The organism is Streptomyces sp. NPDC050625, from assembly GCF_040654755.1.
Lineage (GTDB): Bacteria > Actinomycetota > Actinomycetes > Streptomycetales > Streptomycetaceae > Streptomyces.
The window spans coordinates 110,306-127,067 of sequence record NZ_JBFAIQ010000011.1 but is presented as its reverse complement, the minus strand read 5'-3'; the positions used below and the strand labels follow the sequence as shown (position 1 = coordinate 127,067).

General features: G+C 72.5%; 14 protein-coding genes. 7 read left to right on the top strand and 7 right to left on the bottom strand.

Features of this window, described 5'->3' with window-relative positions; all coding sequences use genetic code 11:
• Positions 1 to 61 precede the first annotated feature (61 nt).
• On the top strand, positions 62 to 1,489 hold the full coding sequence (locus AB0I54_RS24785; RefSeq protein WP_363298323.1) for a PAS domain-containing protein: 1,428 nt from the start codon (positions 62 to 64) through the stop codon (positions 1,487 to 1,489).
• A 43-nt stretch (positions 1,490 to 1,532) separates the two neighbouring features.
• Here AB0I54_RS24785 and AB0I54_RS24780 read toward each other — a convergent pair whose 3' ends face one another.
• Positions 1,533 to 2,288, bottom strand: a complete 756-nt coding sequence (locus AB0I54_RS24780; protein WP_363298322.1) for an SIS domain-containing protein — start codon at positions 2,286 to 2,288, stop codon at positions 1,533 to 1,535.
• 283 nt (positions 2,289 to 2,571) lie between these two features.
• Here AB0I54_RS24780 and AB0I54_RS24775 point away from each other — a divergent pair, with 283 nt between their 5' ends.
• Positions 2,572 to 3,264, top strand: a complete 693-nt coding sequence (locus AB0I54_RS24775; protein ID WP_067120881.1) for a metal-dependent transcriptional regulator — start codon at positions 2,572 to 2,574, stop codon at positions 3,262 to 3,264.
• Between the two features lie 479 nt (positions 3,265 to 3,743).
• The gene (locus AB0I54_RS24770) at positions 3,744 to 4,604 is read left to right on the top strand and encodes an alpha/beta hydrolase (RefSeq protein WP_363298321.1); all 861 of its coding nucleotides are present in this window, start codon (positions 3,744 to 3,746) and stop codon (positions 4,602 to 4,604) included.
• A 99-nt stretch (positions 4,605 to 4,703) separates the two neighbouring features.
• Here the strand turns inward: AB0I54_RS24770 and AB0I54_RS24765 are convergent, their stop codons facing one another.
• Genes AB0I54_RS24765 through AB0I54_RS24755 form a run of 3 tightly spaced genes read right to left on the bottom strand, consistent with a single transcriptional unit; the run spans position 4,704 to position 7,772 of the window.
• Positions 4,704 to 6,290, bottom strand: coding sequence for a transporter (locus AB0I54_RS24765; protein ID WP_363298320.1), 1,587 nt, complete (start codon positions 6,288 to 6,290; stop codon positions 4,704 to 4,706).
• On the bottom strand, positions 6,287 to 7,081 hold the full coding sequence (locus tag AB0I54_RS24760; RefSeq protein WP_363298319.1) for an ABC transporter ATP-binding protein: 795 nt from the start codon (positions 7,079 to 7,081) through the stop codon (positions 6,287 to 6,289). Before AB0I54_RS24760 ends, AB0I54_RS24765 begins: the two co-directional genes overlap by 4 nt.
• Positions 7,082 to 7,118: 37 nt before the next feature.
• Positions 7,119 to 7,772, bottom strand: a complete 654-nt coding sequence (locus AB0I54_RS24755; protein WP_363298318.1) for a bifunctional DNA primase/polymerase — start codon at positions 7,770 to 7,772, stop codon at positions 7,119 to 7,121.
• A gap of 264 nt (positions 7,773 to 8,036) precedes the next feature.
• On the opposite strand from AB0I54_RS24755, the gene AB0I54_RS24750 reads away from it, so the two are divergent.
• Positions 8,037 to 9,422 (top strand): transcriptional regulator, encoded by a 1,386-nt coding sequence (locus tag AB0I54_RS24750; protein ID WP_363298317.1) that lies wholly within the window; start codon positions 8,037 to 8,039, stop codon positions 9,420 to 9,422.
• A 213-nt stretch (positions 9,423 to 9,635) separates the two neighbouring features.
• Positions 9,636 to 11,252, top strand: coding sequence for a hypothetical protein (locus AB0I54_RS24745; RefSeq protein WP_363298316.1), 1,617 nt, complete (start codon positions 9,636 to 9,638; stop codon positions 11,250 to 11,252).
• Positions 11,253 to 11,503: 251 nt separating this feature from the next.
• Here AB0I54_RS24745 and AB0I54_RS24740 read toward each other — a convergent pair whose 3' ends face one another.
• The gene (locus AB0I54_RS24740) at positions 11,504 to 12,820 is read right to left on the bottom strand and encodes an ABC transporter substrate-binding protein (RefSeq protein ID WP_363298315.1); all 1,317 of its coding nucleotides are present in this window, start codon (positions 12,818 to 12,820) and stop codon (positions 11,504 to 11,506) included.
• A 117-nt stretch (positions 12,821 to 12,937) separates the two neighbouring features.
• Here AB0I54_RS24740 and AB0I54_RS24735 point away from each other — a divergent pair, with 117 nt between their 5' ends.
• On the top strand, positions 12,938 to 13,438 hold the full coding sequence (locus tag AB0I54_RS24735) for a hypothetical protein (protein ID WP_363298314.1): 501 nt from the start codon (positions 12,938 to 12,940) through the stop codon (positions 13,436 to 13,438).
• A 46-nt stretch (positions 13,439 to 13,484) separates the two neighbouring features.
• Positions 13,485 to 14,366 (top strand): formyltetrahydrofolate deformylase, encoded by an 882-nt coding sequence (gene purU / locus AB0I54_RS24730; RefSeq protein ID WP_363298313.1) that lies wholly within the window; start codon positions 13,485 to 13,487, stop codon positions 14,364 to 14,366.
• A 157-nt stretch (positions 14,367 to 14,523) separates the two neighbouring features.
• Here the strand turns inward: purU and AB0I54_RS24725 are convergent, their stop codons facing one another.
• Together AB0I54_RS24725 and AB0I54_RS24720 are read right to left on the bottom strand one after the other, a co-directional pair.
• Positions 14,524 to 15,942, bottom strand: a complete 1,419-nt coding sequence (locus AB0I54_RS24725; RefSeq protein WP_363298312.1) for a zf-HC2 domain-containing protein — start codon at positions 15,940 to 15,942, stop codon at positions 14,524 to 14,526.
• Entirely contained in the window at positions 15,939 to 16,511 is a 573-nt protein-coding gene (locus AB0I54_RS24720) for a sigma-70 family RNA polymerase sigma factor (protein WP_363298311.1), read from the bottom strand. Before AB0I54_RS24720 ends, AB0I54_RS24725 begins: the two co-directional genes overlap by 4 nt.
• Between the last annotated feature and the right edge of the window lie 251 nt (positions 16,512 to 16,762).

The window sequence follows — 16,762 nt, the reverse complement described above, 5'->3', positions numbered from 1 at the left end:
TGAAAGGGAGTGAGCGAAACTTTCGCGCCGTACGTGCGGACGCAGCCTGCAGGGGGTCCAGGTGAGTGCTTCCCGGCGTAGTGGGACCACCGATGAGCTGGGGCCCGACGAGCCCGAGCCCACCGGCGGCGGACCCGTGGCCGACGACGGCCCGGACGGCTCGGGCGGCTCCGATCTGCTGGCCGCCCTGCTGGACGGGATGGACGCGGCCCTGTGCGCCTTCGACGCGGACGGGGTGGTGACGCACTGGAACCGTGAGGCGGAGCGCATCCTCGGCTGGACCGCGGCCGAGGCGGTGGGCAGGCACGGGTTCGCCGGCTGGGCGGTGCGCGAGGCGGACGCCGAGGAGATCGAGGAGCGGCTGCTGTCAGTGATGCACGCCCCCGGCCGGCAGGTGCATGAGTTCGCGCTGGTCACGAAGGACGGGGGCCGGGTCCTCGTACGGACGCAGTCCGCCGCCGTACGCGGTCCGGACGGGAAGCCCGCCGGTGTGTACTGCGCCTTCAGCGAGGTGCACGCGCAGATAGACCTGGAGCGGTCCATCGCGCTCAGCGAGGCGCTGTTCGAGGACGCGTCTTGGGGTGTCGTGCTCGTCGACGCGGATCTGCGGCCCGCCGTGGTGAACGCGCACGCGGCCCGGGCGCTGGGCATCGGGCGCACGTCCGTGCTGGGGCGGCCGCTCGGCGAGCTGCTCGCCCAGGGGGTCGAGGAACTGGAGAGCGCGCTCACGCACGTGCTGGCCGAGGGCGCTCCGCCCGCGCCCGCCGAGATGTGGGTGAGCGTGCGGACGCCGGAGGGCGAGAAGCGGCGCTGCTGGCGGAGCGGGTTCCTGCGGCTGGCCTCGCCGCTCGCGGAGGAGCCGGTGCCGCTCGGGGTCGGCTGGCTGTTCCAGGACGTGACCGAGGCCAAGCAGGGCGAGCAGGAAGCGGCGACGCTGCGCTTCCGCGCCAACCAGCTGCACCGGGCGGCCCGTGCGGCCGCCGAGTGCGAGGACCCGGCGGAGGCGGTCACCGTGCACCTCGACTTCGCGCTCGCCGGTTTCGCCGACCACGCGCTGATCGACCGGGTGGCGGGCGAGGCGCGGGCCGACGGGGAGACGGGGCCGGTACGGCTGGTGCGGGTGGCCGCGACGCCCGCCGGGGCGCCTGGGCCGAGCGTGCTCACCGGTCACGCCGGGCTGCCCGTGCGCTACGAACAGGGGCATCCCGCGCTGCAGTGCGTGGAGCGGGCCGGGTCGGTGCGGGCCGATGCCGGGTCCGTCCCGGCGGAGCAGGCCCGGGAGTGGGCCCTGGCCCGGCAGTGGCCGGGCGACGCCGTGCACGCGTTGTGCGCGGTGCTGCGCAGCCGGGGGCGGACGCTGGGCGTCGTGACCTTTCTGCGCGGGGCCGGGCGGAGCCGCTTCGAGCGGAACGACGCGACGTATGCGGAGGACGTGGCGGTGCGGATCGGGACGGCGCTGGACCTGGCCGGGGTGCTGGGGGAGAAGTAGCCCGCCGCGGTCCGGTCGTACCCGTGCCCGTGTGTCGGGGGCGTCAGTGCCGGTAGAAGATCCGGTCGCGGTACTGCTCCATGATCCGGCTGTTCCACTCGTGGCCGCCGTCGACGTTGCCGGAGCGCAGGAGCGGGGGCTCGATACCGCGGTCGGCCAGCGTGGTGGCCGTCGTGGCCATGACCGCCTGGAGGAGGGCGGCGGTGACGACCGTGGACGCGGGGGCGAAGGGGGCCGGGATGGCCTCGTGGGTGAGTTCCGCGTCGCCGACCGGGATCTTCGAGTCGAGGACGATGTCGCAGTGGTCCTTCAGATACGTCCCCGAGGCGTGCCGGGACTTCGTCTCCGAGGCGTACGCCACCGATGTCACGCCGATGACGCGGATGCCCAGGGCGCGGGCGTTCATGGCCATCTCCACGGGCAGGGAGTTGCGGCCTGAGAGGGAGATGATCACGAGGACGTCGCCGGAGCGGATCGGCGCGGTGTCCAGGACGGCGGTGGCGAGTCCGTCCACGCGTTCGAGGGCGGAGCCGAGGGTGGCGGGGGTGACGTCGACGCCGACGACGCCCGGGACGGCGAGCAGGTTCATCAGGGCGAGGCCGCCGGCGCGGTAGACGACGTCCTGGGCGGCCAGGGAGGAGTGGCCGGCGCCGAAGGCGAACAGGCGGCCGCCGGCCTGGACGGTGTCGGCGAGCAGGGTGCCGGCGGCCGCGACGGCCCCGGACTCCTCGTCGCGGGCCCGTTGCAGCAGGCCGATGGCGGCGTCGAAGAACTGGTCGGCCGGCGTGCCGTCGCTCATGCGGAGCCCCTTCGCAGCGTCTGTGTCGCGGATCACGGTGCGGTCTGGACCAGTGCGGTGTCAATACGGCCGGGGGTTGGGACGCTTGCCGCGCGTGCGGGGTGCCAACGCGCCCACCCGTGCCGCCTGGGGGTCCCCCCTGCTCGAAGAGCTTGGGGGAGGCACGACTGCCCGCAGCCGGGTCGCTTTTCCCGGTGCGGCACGGTTGTCAGTGGGATCCGGCAGAATTGGTGACAGGGCCAGCGCACGCGCCGGACTTCCGGCAGGTAATCGAGGGGCACGAATGTCCGGACTGATCGACACCACGGAGATGTATCTCCGCACCATCCTCGAACTCGAAGAGGAAGGCGTTGTCCCCATGCGCGCCCGCATCGCGGAGCGGCTCGACCAGAGCGGGCCGACGGTCAGCCAGACGGTCGCGCGGATGGAGCGCGACGGTCTCGTGTCCGTCGCGAGCGACCGCCATCTGGAGCTCACCGACGAGGGCCGCCGCCTGGCCACGCGGGTCATGCGCAAGCACCGGCTCGCGGAGTGTCTGCTGGTCGACGTGATCGGCCTGGAGTGGGAGCAGGTGCACGCCGAGGCGTGTCGCTGGGAGCACGTGATGAGCGAGGCCGTCGAGCGGCGCGTGCTGGAGCTGCTGCGCCACCCGACCGAGTCGCCGTACGGCAATCCGATCCCCGGTCTGGAGGAGCTCGGCGAGAAGGACGGTGCCGACCCGTTCCTGGACGAGGGCATGGTGTCGCTGGCCGACCTCGACCCGGGCTCCGACGGCAAGACGGTCGTCGTCCGCCGGATCGGTGAGCCCATCCAGACCGACGCCCAGCTGATGTACACGTTGCGCCGGGCGGGTGTGCAGCCCGGTTCGGTGGTGAGCGTCACCGAGTCGGCGGGCGGTGTGCTCGTGGGCAGCGGCGGTGAGGCGGCCGAGCTGGAGGCGGACGTCGCCTCGCACGTCTTCGTCGCCAAGCGCTGACCGGCCCCGACCGTCGTATACATCAACTCCCGTGCTGCAAGGGGTAGTTGTGGCGCCCCGCCGAACGTGCCGAATCCAAGATTCAGTGCGCCGAATCGCAGCGCTCGGGCGCTTCGCGTGCAAGGCTGTCGCGAGAGGCATATGACCTGAGGGGGGCGGGGAGGATGTGCCGCAGGCATGTGGATGGCCCCGGCGCCTGGTGGCGCCGGGGCCTGTCCTCCCCTGTGCTGACCCGGAGCCCCGAGCTCTCAGGGTCATCCCCCTCGGACCGTTTTCCCCGAGCGGTCCGCCTCCCGCTGAAGAAATCCCCTCGATGGCGGCGATCATGCCTCAAAAGGTGTCACTCGATTGAGGGGTGTTGTCCGCAGAGGCAGAATTTTCGAATAGGCATTCGATAATCTGGGGTCGGAACACAGGCAACGCAGCGGTACGACGGCACGACAGCAGCGGTCCGAGCGGAGCTAGGGGGGTGCCAGCCCATGGCACGGCGCATCGACGTGACGGGAGCCGGCGGCGTACGCCTCGCGGCCTGGGAGTTCGCCGACCCGCCCAAGACGGACCCGGACCAGGCGCATCCCGGCGTGCTGTTACTGCACGGCCTGATGGGTCGCGCCTCGCACTGGGCCTCCACCGCCCGCTGGCTCTCGGAGCGGCATCGCGCCGTCGCCCTCGACCAGCGCGGCCACGGCCAGAGCGACAAGCCCCCGCAGGCCGCGTACACCCGTGAGGCCTATGTCGAGGACGCCGAGGCCGCCCTCGAACAGCTCGGCCTCGCCCCGGCCGTCCTCATCGGCCACGCCATGGGCGCGCTGACCGCCTGGCAGCTCGCCGCCAAACGCCCCGACCTGGTGCGGGGCCTGATCATCTGTGACATGCGGGCCTCCGCGCTCGGCGCGGCCTCGCAGCGCGAATGGGCCGACTGGTTCAAGTCCTGGCCCGTCCCCTTCGCCACGCTCGCCGACGTACGCAAGTGGTTCGGCGAGGGCGACCCCTGGGTGGAGCGGCCGAACGCCGCGCGCGGGGAGTTCTATGCCGAGGTCATGCAGGAGTCCCCCGACGGATGGCGCCCCGTCTTCGAGCCCGAGCAGATGCTCAAGTCCCGGGAGACCTGGGTGTACGACGCGCACTGGGAGGAGCTCGCGCAGGTCCGGTGCCCCGCGCTCGTCGTGCGCGGCCTCGACGGGGAGCTGGGCCGGGCGGAGGCGCAGGAGATGGTGCGGGTGCTGCCGCTGGGCGAGTATGCCGAGGTCGCCGATGCGGGGCACCTCGTCCACTATGACCAGCCGGTGGCCTGGCGGGCGGCGATCGAGCCGTTTCTGGACGCGGTGAGCGTGGACTGAGGGCGCCTGGGAGCTCGGGGGGTTCTGGTTTGTGGCGGGTGCGGGTTGTGTGCGGCCTGTCGCGCAGTTCCCCGCGCCCCCAAGGGGTTGCAGGCGCCGTCAGCCCCTGCTCACCGCCGTCAGGATTTCCGGCAGGTGCGCCGCCGTCCGCGGGGCCGCCAGGCGCAGGCCGATCGCGGTGATCCCGGCCCCGTACGCCGCGCCCACCGGGAGCAGCAGCCAGGTCCACGCGTCGCCGTCGGCGCTCACGTTCAGCCAGATGGTCAGGGTGATGACGGGGGCGCACAGCAGGGCCGCCGCGACCATGCCGCCGAAGATGGAGATCCAGGCGAGGCCCCCCTGGCCCGGGGCCACGTTCTTGTGGCCCTCCTGCGGGATCGAGTAAGGAAAGCGGGCCGAGGTCCACGCGCCGGTCGCCAGCATCGCCCCGAGCAGCGCGAAGGACAGCCCGAGCACCTCGGGCAGCCGCGCCCAGTCGCCGAGCATCGCCGTGGTCAGGACGGTCACCAGCGTCGCGTACGGCAGGGTGATCACCAGCAGGGCCAGCGCCCGGCCGCGCAGCTCGACGTACGCGTCCCGGGGCGAAGCGATGGCCATCGCCACCATCCAGAAGGCGGAGGTGTCCTGGCCGAACTGGTTGTACATCTGGATGCCGAGCATCCCGGCGGCGAAGCACGCGAAGTAGATCGAGCCGGTGCCCTGCAGCGCGTTGAACACGGGGACGATCAGACCGATGGCGAGCGAGGTCACCCAGGCGGCCTTGGTCTTGGGGTCGCGCCAGATGTAGCGCAGGCTGCGCTCCATGACCGTACCGGTGCGGCCGGCCGGGAGCAGTCGCCCCAGGCCGCCGGCCGGGCGTTCCCGAGTGCTGGGGTCGGCGGCCTGGAGGGTAGAGCCGTCGGGAGAAGTCATCAGCCGGGTCAGACCGCGCGCCCACACCGCCACCAGGAGCCCCAGCGCGGCCGCGCTGAGCAGCAGTTGGGTGGCCGCCGTCCCGTACGCCCCCTCGCTCACCGAGTGCACCGCGCCCACCGCCGACGCGGGCGGCAGCCAGCGCAGCACGTCGGCCACCGGGGCCAGCTGTCCGAGCCCGGCGGAACCGAGGCGCTGGGCGCCGAAGTTGACCACTTGCGCCCCGATCGCGATGACCAGCCCGCTGAGCACGGCCAGATCGCGGCCCTTGCGGCTGGTCAGGAGCCGTACGTTGGCGGTGGCGACGGTGCGCGCGAGGGCCACGCAGACCAGCAGCGCCAAGGCGACGCCCACGACGGCGGTGACGTGGGCGGCCGTCCCGTGCGCCACCGAGAGCACGCAGCCCGCCAGCAGGAGCAGGGTGAACAGCGGCCCGATGCCGACCAGCGAGGCCGCCAGCAGGGCCCGTACCAGCGGGCGCGGCCGAAGCGGCAGCATCACCAGGCGGGTCGGGTCCAGGGTCTCGTCCCCGCCCGGGAAGAACAGCGGCATCACCGCCCAGCCCAGCGCCAGCACCGACGTCCCCAGCAGGGCGACGGCGTCGGCGTGCGCGTGCCCGCGCAGGGCGAGCAGGCCGAGCAGTTGCAGGGCCGCGAACAGCAGCGCGACGACGGCCGACGCGACGAACGCGGCCCGCCGCCCGCCCGACTGCCGCAGCCCGTTGCGCAGCAGGGACAGCTTCAGCCGTACGACGGTGGAGGTGACGGCGCTCATCGGGCCCCGCCGCCCAGCCAGTCGAGGTCGGAGGCGGCATCGCGCCCCCGGGCGCCCACGAGCTCCAGGAACGCCCCCTGAAGGGTGGGGTGCGCGCCGCGCACCTCGGTCAGCGGGCCGGTCGCGCGGATGCTTCCCGCCGCCAGCACGGCGACCCAGTCGCACAGCGACTCGACGAGTTCCATGACGTGGGAGGAGAAGACGACGGTGGCGCCGGAGGCCGTGTACCGCTCCAGGACGCCCCGGATGGTCTGCGCGGACACCGGGTCGACCCCCTCGAACGGCTCGTCGAGGAAGAGGACCTCGGGGTTGTGGAGGAGAGCGGCCGCGAGCCCGATCTTCTTGCGCATGCCGGTCGAGTAGTCGACGACGAGCTTGTGCTGGGCCCCGGCCAGATCGAGGACGTCGAGGAGCTGCGTGGCCCGCTTGTCGACCTCGCCGCCCGGCAGCCCGCGCAACCGCCCGGAGTATCCGAGCAGTTCCCGGCCCGACAGCCGCTCGAAGAGCCGCAGCCCCTCGGGCAGGACGCCGATCCGCGCCTTGACCGCCACCGGGTCCCGCCACACGTCGTGGCCCACGACCTCGACGGACCCCTGATCGGGCCTGAGCAGCCCGGTCACCATGGAGAGGGTGGTGGTCTTCCCGGCTCCGTTGGGTCCCACGAGTCCGATGAACTTCCCCGCGGGCAGCTCCAGATCGATCCCGGCGACCGCGACCTGCTGCCCGAACCGCTTCCAGAGCCCGCGCACACGTACGGCTGCCGCTGCTGTCACCACTGCTCCGTCCGTCATGGTGAAACCCTACGGGGGAGCAGAAGGAGGCGGACCGCTACCGATCCCGCCCGCACGCATAGGCGAGCGTCGAGATCAACTCCTCCGCGTCCGGCAGCCACCGGTTCGCGGACGTGGGCCGGCGGGCCCACTGCACGGCGCCGCCCGACCCGAACCGCGTGGGCGGCGCGGCCACATACGCCCCCTCGCCGAGTGCCACCAGGTCGAGCGAGCCCGGGGACCAGCCGAGCCTGCGCACCGAGTCCGGCACCTTCGAGGACACGCCAGGCAGCACGAAGAAGTGCATCCGCCGGTCCGGGGTGCGCGTCACCGGCCCCAGCGTCAGCTGCATCCGCTCCATCCGGGCCAGCGCGAGGAACCCGGCGCTCTCCGGGACGGACAGCGCGTCGAAGGTCCGGCCGGTCGGCAGCAGGATCGACGCCGCCGGCTGCTTCTGCCACATCCGGCGGGCGACGGTCGCGCTGCCGGTCGCCTGGGTCTGCCAGTCCGCGCGCTCGGGATGCGCCCCCGGTGCGGCGCACGCCACGTGGTCGCAGGAGCAGCGCTGCACCCCGTCGACGGCTTCCAGCCAGGTGCCCGGGAACACGTCCCAGTGGCGTTCCTCGGCGTAGCGTACGGCGGTCTCCAGCAGCGATTCCCCGCGCTGCTTCGGAATCTGGGCGGCTTCGGTGCCTGCGATGGTCTCGTCCACGTTCCACTCAACTCCCGCGCTCACCTGGAGTTACGGGCGTAGCGCGCGCGGGGGAGGAGCATCGATTCGGCGGCCGGGGCGCATGGGTGCATGAGCGGGGGCGCGCGGGAGGAACCGTGGCGTGGGATGGGTAGCCACGTGTGGGGGTCGGCAGCAGCCTTTACCCCGGCAATCCTCGCATGTCCCGCATTTTCGTCATGTCCGCGGGGCATCGATCTTCACGGCCGGATCTTTCCGCTTCAGGGGTTCGCAGGGGGTTATGCCATGGCCGCGAGGCCTCTCGTCGCGCGACAGCCGAACGAACGGCTGCAGGCGCTCATCCAGGAGGCGGGGTGCTCGAACGCCGGGCTCGCCCGCCGGGTCAACATGTGCGGTGCCGAGCACGGTCTCGATCTGCGCTACGACAAGACGTCCGTGGCGCGCTGGCTGCGCGGACAGCAGCCGCGGGGCCGGGCGCCCGCGATCATCGCCGAGGCGCTCGGCCGCAAGCTGGGCCGTACGGTCACGATCGACGAGATCGGCATGGCCAACGGCAAGAACCTCGCCTCGGGCGTGGGTCTCCAGTTCTCGCCGACGGTACTGGGGGCCATCGAGCAGGTCTGCGAGCTGTGGCGCAGCGACGTGGGCCGGCGGGACTTCCTGTCCGGCTCCTCCGTCGCCGCGTCCGCGCTCGTCGAGCCGAGCCGTGACTGGCTGATCTCGGCGCCGGACTCGCAGGTGGCGCGTCAGGCGGGACCGCGCGTGGGGCACTCCGACGTGGCGGCCGTCCGCGCGATGACGCAGGCGCTGACGGACCTCGACCACCAGTACGGCAGCGGGCATGTGCGCCCGGTCGTCGTGCACTACCTCAACAGCGTCGTCTCCGGGCTGCTCGCCGGCTCCTACCGGGAGGCGGTCGGCCGGGACCTGTTCGCCGCGGTGGCCCGCCTGACCGAGCTGGCCGGGTACATGGCCGTCGACACCGGCCAGCCGGGGCTCGCCCAGCGCTACTACATCCAGTCCCTGCGCCTGGCGCAGGCCGCGGGCGACCGCGGGTACGGCGGCTATGTGCTGGCCGCCTCCATGAGCCACCTCGCGGCCCAGCTCGGAAACCCGCGGGAGATCGCGCAGCTCGCACGGGCGGCGCAGGAGGGGGCGCGGGGGCGCGTGACCCCGCGCGCGGAGGCGATGTTCTTCGCGGCCGAGGCCCGCGGCCATGCCCTGCTGGGCGACGCGCGGGCCGCCCAGGTGGCGTCCGGGCGGGCGATCACCGCCATGGACTCGGCGGACGCCGACTCCGGGGACGACCCGGCCTGGATCGCGCACTTCGACGAGGCCTACCTGGCCGACGAACTGGCGCACTGCCACCGTGACCTCGGGCAGGCCGAGGCGGCGGCGCGGTGCGCGGAGCAGTCGCTGGCCGGGCATCCCGAGAAGCGGGCGCGCAGGCGGGCGATCGGTTATGTGCTGCTCGCCACGGCGCAGGTGCAGCAGCGCGAGATCGAACAGGCGTGCAGTACGGGCATGAAGGCGGTCGAACTCCTGGAGACGCTCCGCTCCAACCGGGGCGCGGAGTACCTGGAGGACTTCCAGCAGCGGCTGGAGCCGTACCGCGACGAGCCCGTGGTGCGGGAGTTCGGAGCGCGGCTGGACGTGCAGCAGGCCGCGTGAACAAGCGCCCTGTGGCTGCGTGAACGTGCGGGAAACGACCCGTTTATGCGCAGCGGACACACAGGAGGTGCCATGAACAGCGCACCACAGGGTGCTTTTGTTACTGCTGTCACAGGCAGCAAGATCGCGCATTGAGCTGCGTAGCACCCGGCTCTGGGGACCCGGTAGCGTTTGCCGGACGATTCCGAAAGTCCCCCATTCGTAGGAGTCCCGGTGACGCAGAGTGGACAGGGCGAGCCCGCGCGCGAAGGCATCGTGCTGCCCTCCGACGGCGGCGATCCCGTGCTGCCGGGAATGGCGGCCGGACCCGCCCCACGTCCGGCAGCCCCGGCAGGCCCGCCCCCGGCCGCGGCCCCGACCGGTGGCCAGGCCTGGGGTCAGCCCTGGGGTCCCGACCCGCAGCAGGCACCCCGGCCCGGCGAGGGCTGGCCGCCCGCGGCGGCCCAGGAGTGGGGGACCCCGGAGCAGCCCGCCCCGTGGAACCCGCAGGGCGCCCCGGCCACGCCCGGCGCCGGTCCGCTGCCCCCGGAGGGCGCGCACGCGACGTACGGCGGCGGCCAGGACGCGGGCTACGGCTCACCGCAGCCCTACGGCTCCCAGCAGCAGCCGTACGGCTCCCAGCCCCAGCTGCCCTACGGCTCCGAGCAGCACCAGCAGCCGTACGCGCAGAACGGCCGGGCCGCCCAGCCCCTGCCCCCGGCCGTCCCCGACGCGTACGCCGGGCAGGGCGCCGGAGCGGGCGCCTACCCGCCGGCCGCCGCTCCCGTCGACGAGGGCGCCACCCAGTACATACCGCCGGTCCCGGCGGCCGGTCCCGCTCCCGTGGACGAGGGAGCGACCCAGTACATACCCCCGGTGGCAGCGGGGGCGATGCCGCCCGAGGCCACCTCCGAGGAGACGCGGTTCCTGGGGCGCGCGCCGCAGCCCGCCGCCCACCCCGATGCCCAGGCCACGCAGTACATCGCGCCGGTGACCGATCCGTACGGCGGCGGGGACCGGGTGCCGCCGTCCGACTTCGACAACCTCTTCCGCAGCGGGCCCGGGGGCGGCGCCCCGGCCGGAGCCACGCAGCAGCTGCCGCGTGTCCAGGACGCCCCGGGCGGCTACCCCGGGCAGCCCTCGTACGCCTCGCCGGGAACCGGTGGCGGGCGGCGCGGGGACTACACGGACTATGACGACGACGATCGCGGCCGCGGCGGCCGTGGCGGCTCGAAGGTGCCGCTCATCGCGGCCGTCGGTGTCGGCCTCGCCGTCCTCGGCGTCGGCGCGGGCGCGATGCTCAGCGGCGGTGGCGGCGGCGACCAGAACAACGCCAACAAGAACGTGGCCGCCTCGGCCCCGGTGACCGGCGAGTCCTCGCCCGCGGCCGCCGACCCGGCCCAGCAGCAGGCCGTCGCGCTGGACAAGCTGCTCGCCGACAGCGGCAGCAGCCGGGCGTCGGTGATCAGGGCCGTGGCCGACGTGAAGGCCTGCAACAACCTGGACACGGCCGCCTCGGACCTGCGCAACGCGGCCAAGCAGCGGGGCGAGCTGGTCACCCGGCTGTCGAAGCTGTCCGTCGACAAGCTGCCGAACAACGCCGCGCTGACCGCCGCCCTCAACAAGGCCTGGCAGGCGTCCGCGGCGGCCGACAACCACTACGCGGCCTGGGCCGACCAGGTCTCCGGTAAGCACGGCTGCAAGCACGGCCAGGCCCGCAGCACCGGCCAGACCCAGGCGGGCAACCGCGAGAGCGGCACCGCCAGCACCCAGAAGGTCACGGCGGCGCAGCTGTGGAACGCGATCGCCAGGAAGTACGGCCTCACCCAGCGCCAGCCGACCCAGCTCTGAGCGTGCGGGGGCCCGGGACCGCACGGCCCCGGGACCTCCGTCGGCAGGACCTTAGGGCCTGTCCGGCGGATCACGCCGGAGTCGCGGGGCATGGCACGCCCTCCCCCAAGCTCTTCGAGCAGGGGGGACCCCCATCGCGTCGACGCCCTCCTCCGCCTTGCAGCTGGACGCACCAGGCCCCGCTCACCTGTGCTGATGCGGGACCGTTGCCTGGAGCCGGCCTGATCCGCCGGACAGGCCCTAGCCGGGCCCTAGCCGAGGTCCGCGTTCTCCAGCGTCGTCGTCACGTCGAGGACCCCGCTCTTCTTGGCCGACACCAGCCGGCCCTCCCGTACGACCTGGAGGGTCACATCGGCGTTGACCAGGCGGGCGAAGCCGACGCCGGCGAGCTTGCCCGTGTAGCGCTGCCACTGGAGCGTCGGGGTGAGGCCGCCCGTGGTGACCTTGAGGCCGTCGTCGAGGGTCCGGCGCACGGTGTCCGCGCTCACCTCACCGGTGCCGATCCGCTCCAGGACGGCCTTCAGGACGGTGTACGCGATCCACGTGGTCTGCACTCCGGCGTCCGCGGGGTCGATGCGGTTGTCGCCGAAGGCCTCCTCGTTGATCACCTTCTTCATCCGGTTCCAGCGGGCGTCGGAGGTCACCGGGTACCAGCCGGTGATGTAGGACCCCTCGTACGGGCTGTTCGCCCCGCCCGTCGAGTTGATCACCGTCTGGTCGACGCTGCCGAGGACGGTCGCGGTCTTCACCGACGGAAATTCCTCGCGGGCACGCCGGAAGGAGTCCATGAAGGTGTCCGTGCGCTCCCCGAGCGCGGGGACCACGCACCCCTTCTTCACCGGGTCCTTGGTCGACGCCTGAAGGGCCCGCTCCGAGGGCACGCCGTACTCGGTGGAGTCCTCGGCCGCGAGCAGGTCGTCGGCCGGCGTGTGCCCGCCCGACCTCAGGCCCGAGTCGAGCAGCGGGGGCAGCTCGTCGCCCGCGATGCTGTCGGGCCGGACCAGCGTCACGGGGCCGCAGTTCGCGGCGAGCGCCTTGCCGAGGCCGGCCAGGAGCGTCGGCTGGCCGCCGTTGACCGGATAGGACGTGACGCTGGTGAACTCGTCGTTCGTCACGCCGTACCCGCCGATGTACGGGATGCCCGCGCTCTCCAGCGGGGCCAGGTAGGTGTCGCCGAACTGGCTGTAGGAGCCGACGACCGCCACCACGTTCTCGTCGACCGCGCGCTGTGCGCACTTCGCGGCGTCGACGCTGTCGTTGTGGTCGTTGCAGTACAGGACCTTGAGCTTGCGGCCGTTGATGCCGCCGCGGGCGTTGATCCAGCGGGCGTACGCCGCGGCCATGGCGGGCATGCCCGGCTTGTTGGTGGCGTTGGTGTTCTCCGGCGCCCAGGTCATGACCTTGATCGGGTCACCCCCGGAGCCCCCCGTGGCACCGGGGATGACCCCGCAACCGGCGGTCAGCGCGGCACACGCCACCAGAGCGCCCGCGGAAAGTGCGGTGGCTCTTCTGACGGGGCGGGTGAAGACGGGGAGGAAGGTGCTGCGCGAGTATCGCCTGCCGGTCATGGACACGCACGATTCCGTCACATCACTAACCCGGGAGTGACCCTTGGTCAACGAAGGGTGACGTCCAGGTGAATTACGGGGGCCGATGAGACGCCCGGGGCGAAGAACGTACGATCGGTGACCGTGCAAGGTTCGGAGAACTCTTCCCGTCGCGGCCGTCGCTCATCCACCATGGGCGGCATGCCACTCAACGACATGCCGTGGTGGCGCTGGCGCAGCAATGTGCGCTCCGCGCTGCACATGCTCTCCGATCCGGTCTTCCAGCGCGAGGTCTGGCTGGCGGGCGTGGACGGGTACGGCGACGTGACCGACGCCGTGTACCGGCTGGTGGAGGACACCTGGCTGGACAGCTGGTCCGCCGAGAAGTACGTCGGCACGATCTTCCGGGACTCGCAGGAGGCGGCGCTCGTCGACACCGCCGTGCTGCGGGTGCTGCGGATCATGCACCAGGTCGGTCCCGACGCGCCGGTCCAGGCCTATGTCGAGCACCACGCGTGGCCGGAGGCGGTGCGGGCGGCACGGGACGCGCACGTCCGGATGTCGGCGAGCGACGGGGAGGACCCGGACACGCCGCCGCGGAGCCTTGAGGTACTGCGGATAATGACGCGGTCCGCGTAGCGGACCGAGGCCCGCGGGGCAGGGCCGATATGGGACCCTGTGCTGCATGAGTGAGCAGTCCGGCCGAGCCGCGGCCCCCGCCGACCAGTACGTCCTCACCCTTTCCTGCCCGGACAAGCAGGGCATCGTGCACGCCGTGTCGAGCTATCTGTTCATGACCGGCTGCAACATCGAGGACAGCCAGCAGTTCGGCGACCACGACACGGGACTGTTCTTCATGCGCGTCCACTTCTCGGCGGAGCCGCCGGTGACGGTGGACAAGCTGCGGGCGAGCTTCGCGGCGATCGGTGACTCCTTCCAGATGGACTGGCAGATCAACCGGGCCGACGAGAAGATGCGCATCGTCCTGATGGTCAGCAAGTTCGGCCACTGCCTGAACGACCTGCTGTTCCGCGCCCGTATCGGTGCGCTTCCGGTGGAGATCGCGGCTGTGGTCTCCAACCACACGGACTTTGCCGAGCTGGTGGGGTCGTACAACATTCCCTTCCATCACATTCCGGTCACCAAGGACACCAAGGCGCAGGCCGAGGCGCAGCTGCTGGAGCTCGTCCGCGAGCGGAACGTCGAGCTGGTCGTCCTCGCCCGCTATATGCAGGTCCTCTCGGACGATCTGTGCAAGCAGCTCAGCGGCAAGATCATCAACATCCACCACTCCTTCCTGCCGAGCTTCAAGGGCGCCAAGCCGTACCACCAGGCGCATGCGCGGGGCGTGAAGCTGATCGGCGCCACGGCGCACTACGTCACCGCCGACCTCGACGAGGGCCCGATCATCGAGCAGGAGGTCGAGCGCGTCGGCCACGACGTCACTCCGGACCAACTGGTCGCCATCGGCCGCGACGTGGAGTGCCAGGCGCTGGCGCGGGCCGTCAAGTGGCATGCGGAGCGCAGGATCCTGCTCAACGGGCGCCGGACGGTCGTGTTCGCCTAGGAACTCGGGGGGTCTGCTTCACGGGCGGCTGCGGGTCGTATGTGACTGTTCGCGCAGCGCCCCGCGCCCCTTTGACGTGCGGCCACTGCAAAGGGGCGCGGGGAACTGCGCGAACGACCCCCACGCACCCGCAGCCGCCGACGAACCGCACCCACCCCTACATCCGGCTCAAGGATGCCGCGGCAAAGAGCACATCCCTGATCGCCTCCCGGTCACCGACCTGACCCGCCGCAGCCTCCGCAGGAGACACGTGGCCCGCGGCCAACCGGCAGAACTCGGCGCCGTCCAGGGCGACATGGGCCACCTCGTGCTCGGCGGAGCCCACCGCTCCCGGGGCGTCGAGCGGGATCAGCCACTCGCCGCCGCCCAAGCCCTCGATCTCCAGGCGCAGGCTGCGGCCGGGCGCGCCCGCGGTGACCAGATGGCGGGCCGTGCCGGGCGAGGCCAGGCCCGCGCGGCGTCTGGCCGCGAGCACGGCCGGCAGCATTCGGGCCGCCAGGTCGACCATCTGGTTCAGATGGCGCGGCGAGGGCGTTTCGTACGGGTAGTCCACGGCCTCCGCGATGTCGTCCGCGTGCACCCAGCACTCGAAGGCCCGGTCGAGCATCGCGTCGCGCAGCGGCAGCTCGAAGTCGCCGTACGGGACGGGCAGTTGTCCGCCGCCGCCGGTGAAGGACACGGTCCGTACGATGCTGTGGCTCTGCTCCCGCCACGGCGCCCGCACGGAGCGGGTCGGCGGGAAGCGCGAGGCCGTCCAGAACGCCTCGGTGCGGGCGGCCGGGGTCAGCGGGGTCTCTCCCTCCGCCTCGCCCAGCGGGTCGTCGAGGCCCAACGCGACCGCGACCAGGCCGTCGACCGACATCAGGTGCGCGATCACCCCGGCGACCGTCGTACGGCGGCTCGTCGCCACGTCGCGCTCGAACCACCGCAGCCGCACCGGCGCGTGCCACTCGGAGTCGCCGATGTCCTGGAGCAGCGCGTCGAGACGGGCGGTCTCGGCGTCGTACGGTGTCGTCCACTCGGGCACCGGGATGGCCGGTTGCCGGAGCTCCAGGCAGCTCTCCAGGACCCGGGTGCGCAGTGTCGGGTCCAGGTCCAGGCTCTCCGGCTGGTGCAGCAGACCGACCGCCGCCCGCAGCCGCAGCGCCTCGTCCGCGCACGTGCCGCACTCGCCGAGGTGCTCCTCGACGGCCGCCGCCTCCGCGGCCGAGCAGGCGGCCAGCGCCCACGCTCCGAGCAGCGACTTCAGGACGTCGTGCGGCAGCACCAGTGGGGCCGGTGTGATGACCGAGGGCTCGGGCAGCGGCAGCCCGCTGTCCTCGACGGAGATCCGGGGCATCGGTATGCGGGGCGGCCGGTCCGGGTTCCTGCCGTCGCCGCTCCCGCCGTTGCCGCCGCCGTTCCCGCCGGGGCCGCCCGGCTCCGACGGCCGTGCGTCGCCGCTTGCGGCGCCCTGACCGTCGTCCTGTGTGCCGGGCCCGTTCTCGTCCTCGGAGCCGTCCTGGAAGTCGTCCTCGAAGGGGCCGTCGTAGCCCTCGTTCTCGTCGTACGCCTCGAAGCGTCCCGCTCCGCTCACAGCGCACCCCCGTATCCCCGCGGCCGGCCGGCGTCGTGGGCGGTGGACAGCAGCTGCAGGCCCAGGCGGAGCCGGCGGCGGGCCTCGTCCTCGGTGACGCCGAGGTCGACGGCGGTCTGGCGGTAGTCGCGGCGCTGGAAGTAGGCCAGCTCCAGGGCGGCGCGCAGCGGGGTGGGCATGGAGTGGACGATGTAGTCGGCGCGGGCGGCGACCGAGGCGTGGTGCACCTTGCGCTCCAGTTCCTCCGTGGAGCCGGTGTCGCCGCGGGTGAGCGCGGCGGTCTCGGTGGCGCGCAGCCGCTGTACGGCGAGCCGGTGGGTCAGCGCGGCGACCCAGGAGCGCAGGGGGCCCTGCCTGGGGTCGTAGGTGTCCGGGTGCTCCCAGACGTGCGCGAAGACGTCACGGGTGATGCCGTCGGCGGCGCGTTCGTCGCCGAGGACGCGGTGGGCGAGGCCGTGCACGAGCGAGGCGAAGCGGTCGTAGAGCTCACCGAGGGCGGCCGCCTCGCCGCGGGCGAGCCGCTGCTGCATCTTGCGGTCCCAGCGGGGCGGTGCGTCCTTCTTCGCCATCCGGCCTCCTCCCCATGTCCGCGTCCAGCCTGTGTCCACCGTCTCCTCGAATGTAGTCGGCACCTTCGGGAACGCACGCCCCTTTGTGCCAATGTGCGCCCCCTGAGAGGCCGCGGGTGATAAGGGGTCGCTGTGCTGCTGCCCAATCTCCTTCCGATCGAACAGGATCGATAGTGACCGAAACAAGACCCTTGTCGATCGCCATCGGTTTGTTACCTGGTGTTTCAGGGAACGGCCGCTGGGCAGCCGCG

Coding starts and splice junctions, on each gene's coding strand:
- AB0I54_RS24780 (WP_363298322.1), bottom strand. CDS start 2,288: ATGAGCGACGGCACGCCGGCCGACCAGTTCTTCGACGCCGCCATCGGC.
- AB0I54_RS24775 (WP_067120881.1), top strand. CDS start 2,572: ATGTCCGGACTGATCGACACCACGGAGATGTATCTCCGCACCATCCTC.
- AB0I54_RS24770 (WP_363298321.1), top strand. CDS start 3,744: ATGGCACGGCGCATCGACGTGACGGGAGCCGGCGGCGTACGCCTCGCG.
- AB0I54_RS24765 (WP_363298320.1), bottom strand. CDS start 6,290: ATGAGCGCCGTCACCTCCACCGTCGTACGGCTGAAGCTGTCCCTGCTG.
- AB0I54_RS24760 (WP_363298319.1), bottom strand. CDS start 7,081: ATGACGGACGGAGCAGTGGTGACAGCAGCGGCAGCCGTACGTGTGCGC.
- AB0I54_RS24750 (WP_363298317.1), top strand. CDS start 8,037: ATGGCCGCGAGGCCTCTCGTCGCGCGACAGCCGAACGAACGGCTGCAG.
- AB0I54_RS24740 (WP_363298315.1), bottom strand. CDS start 12,820: ATGACCGGCAGGCGATACTCGCGCAGCACCTTCCTCCCCGTCTTCACC.
- purU (WP_363298313.1), top strand. CDS start 13,485: ATGAGTGAGCAGTCCGGCCGAGCCGCGGCCCCCGCCGACCAGTACGTC.
- AB0I54_RS24720 (WP_363298311.1), bottom strand. CDS start 16,511: ATGGCGAAGAAGGACGCACCGCCCCGCTGGGACCGCAAGATGCAGCAG.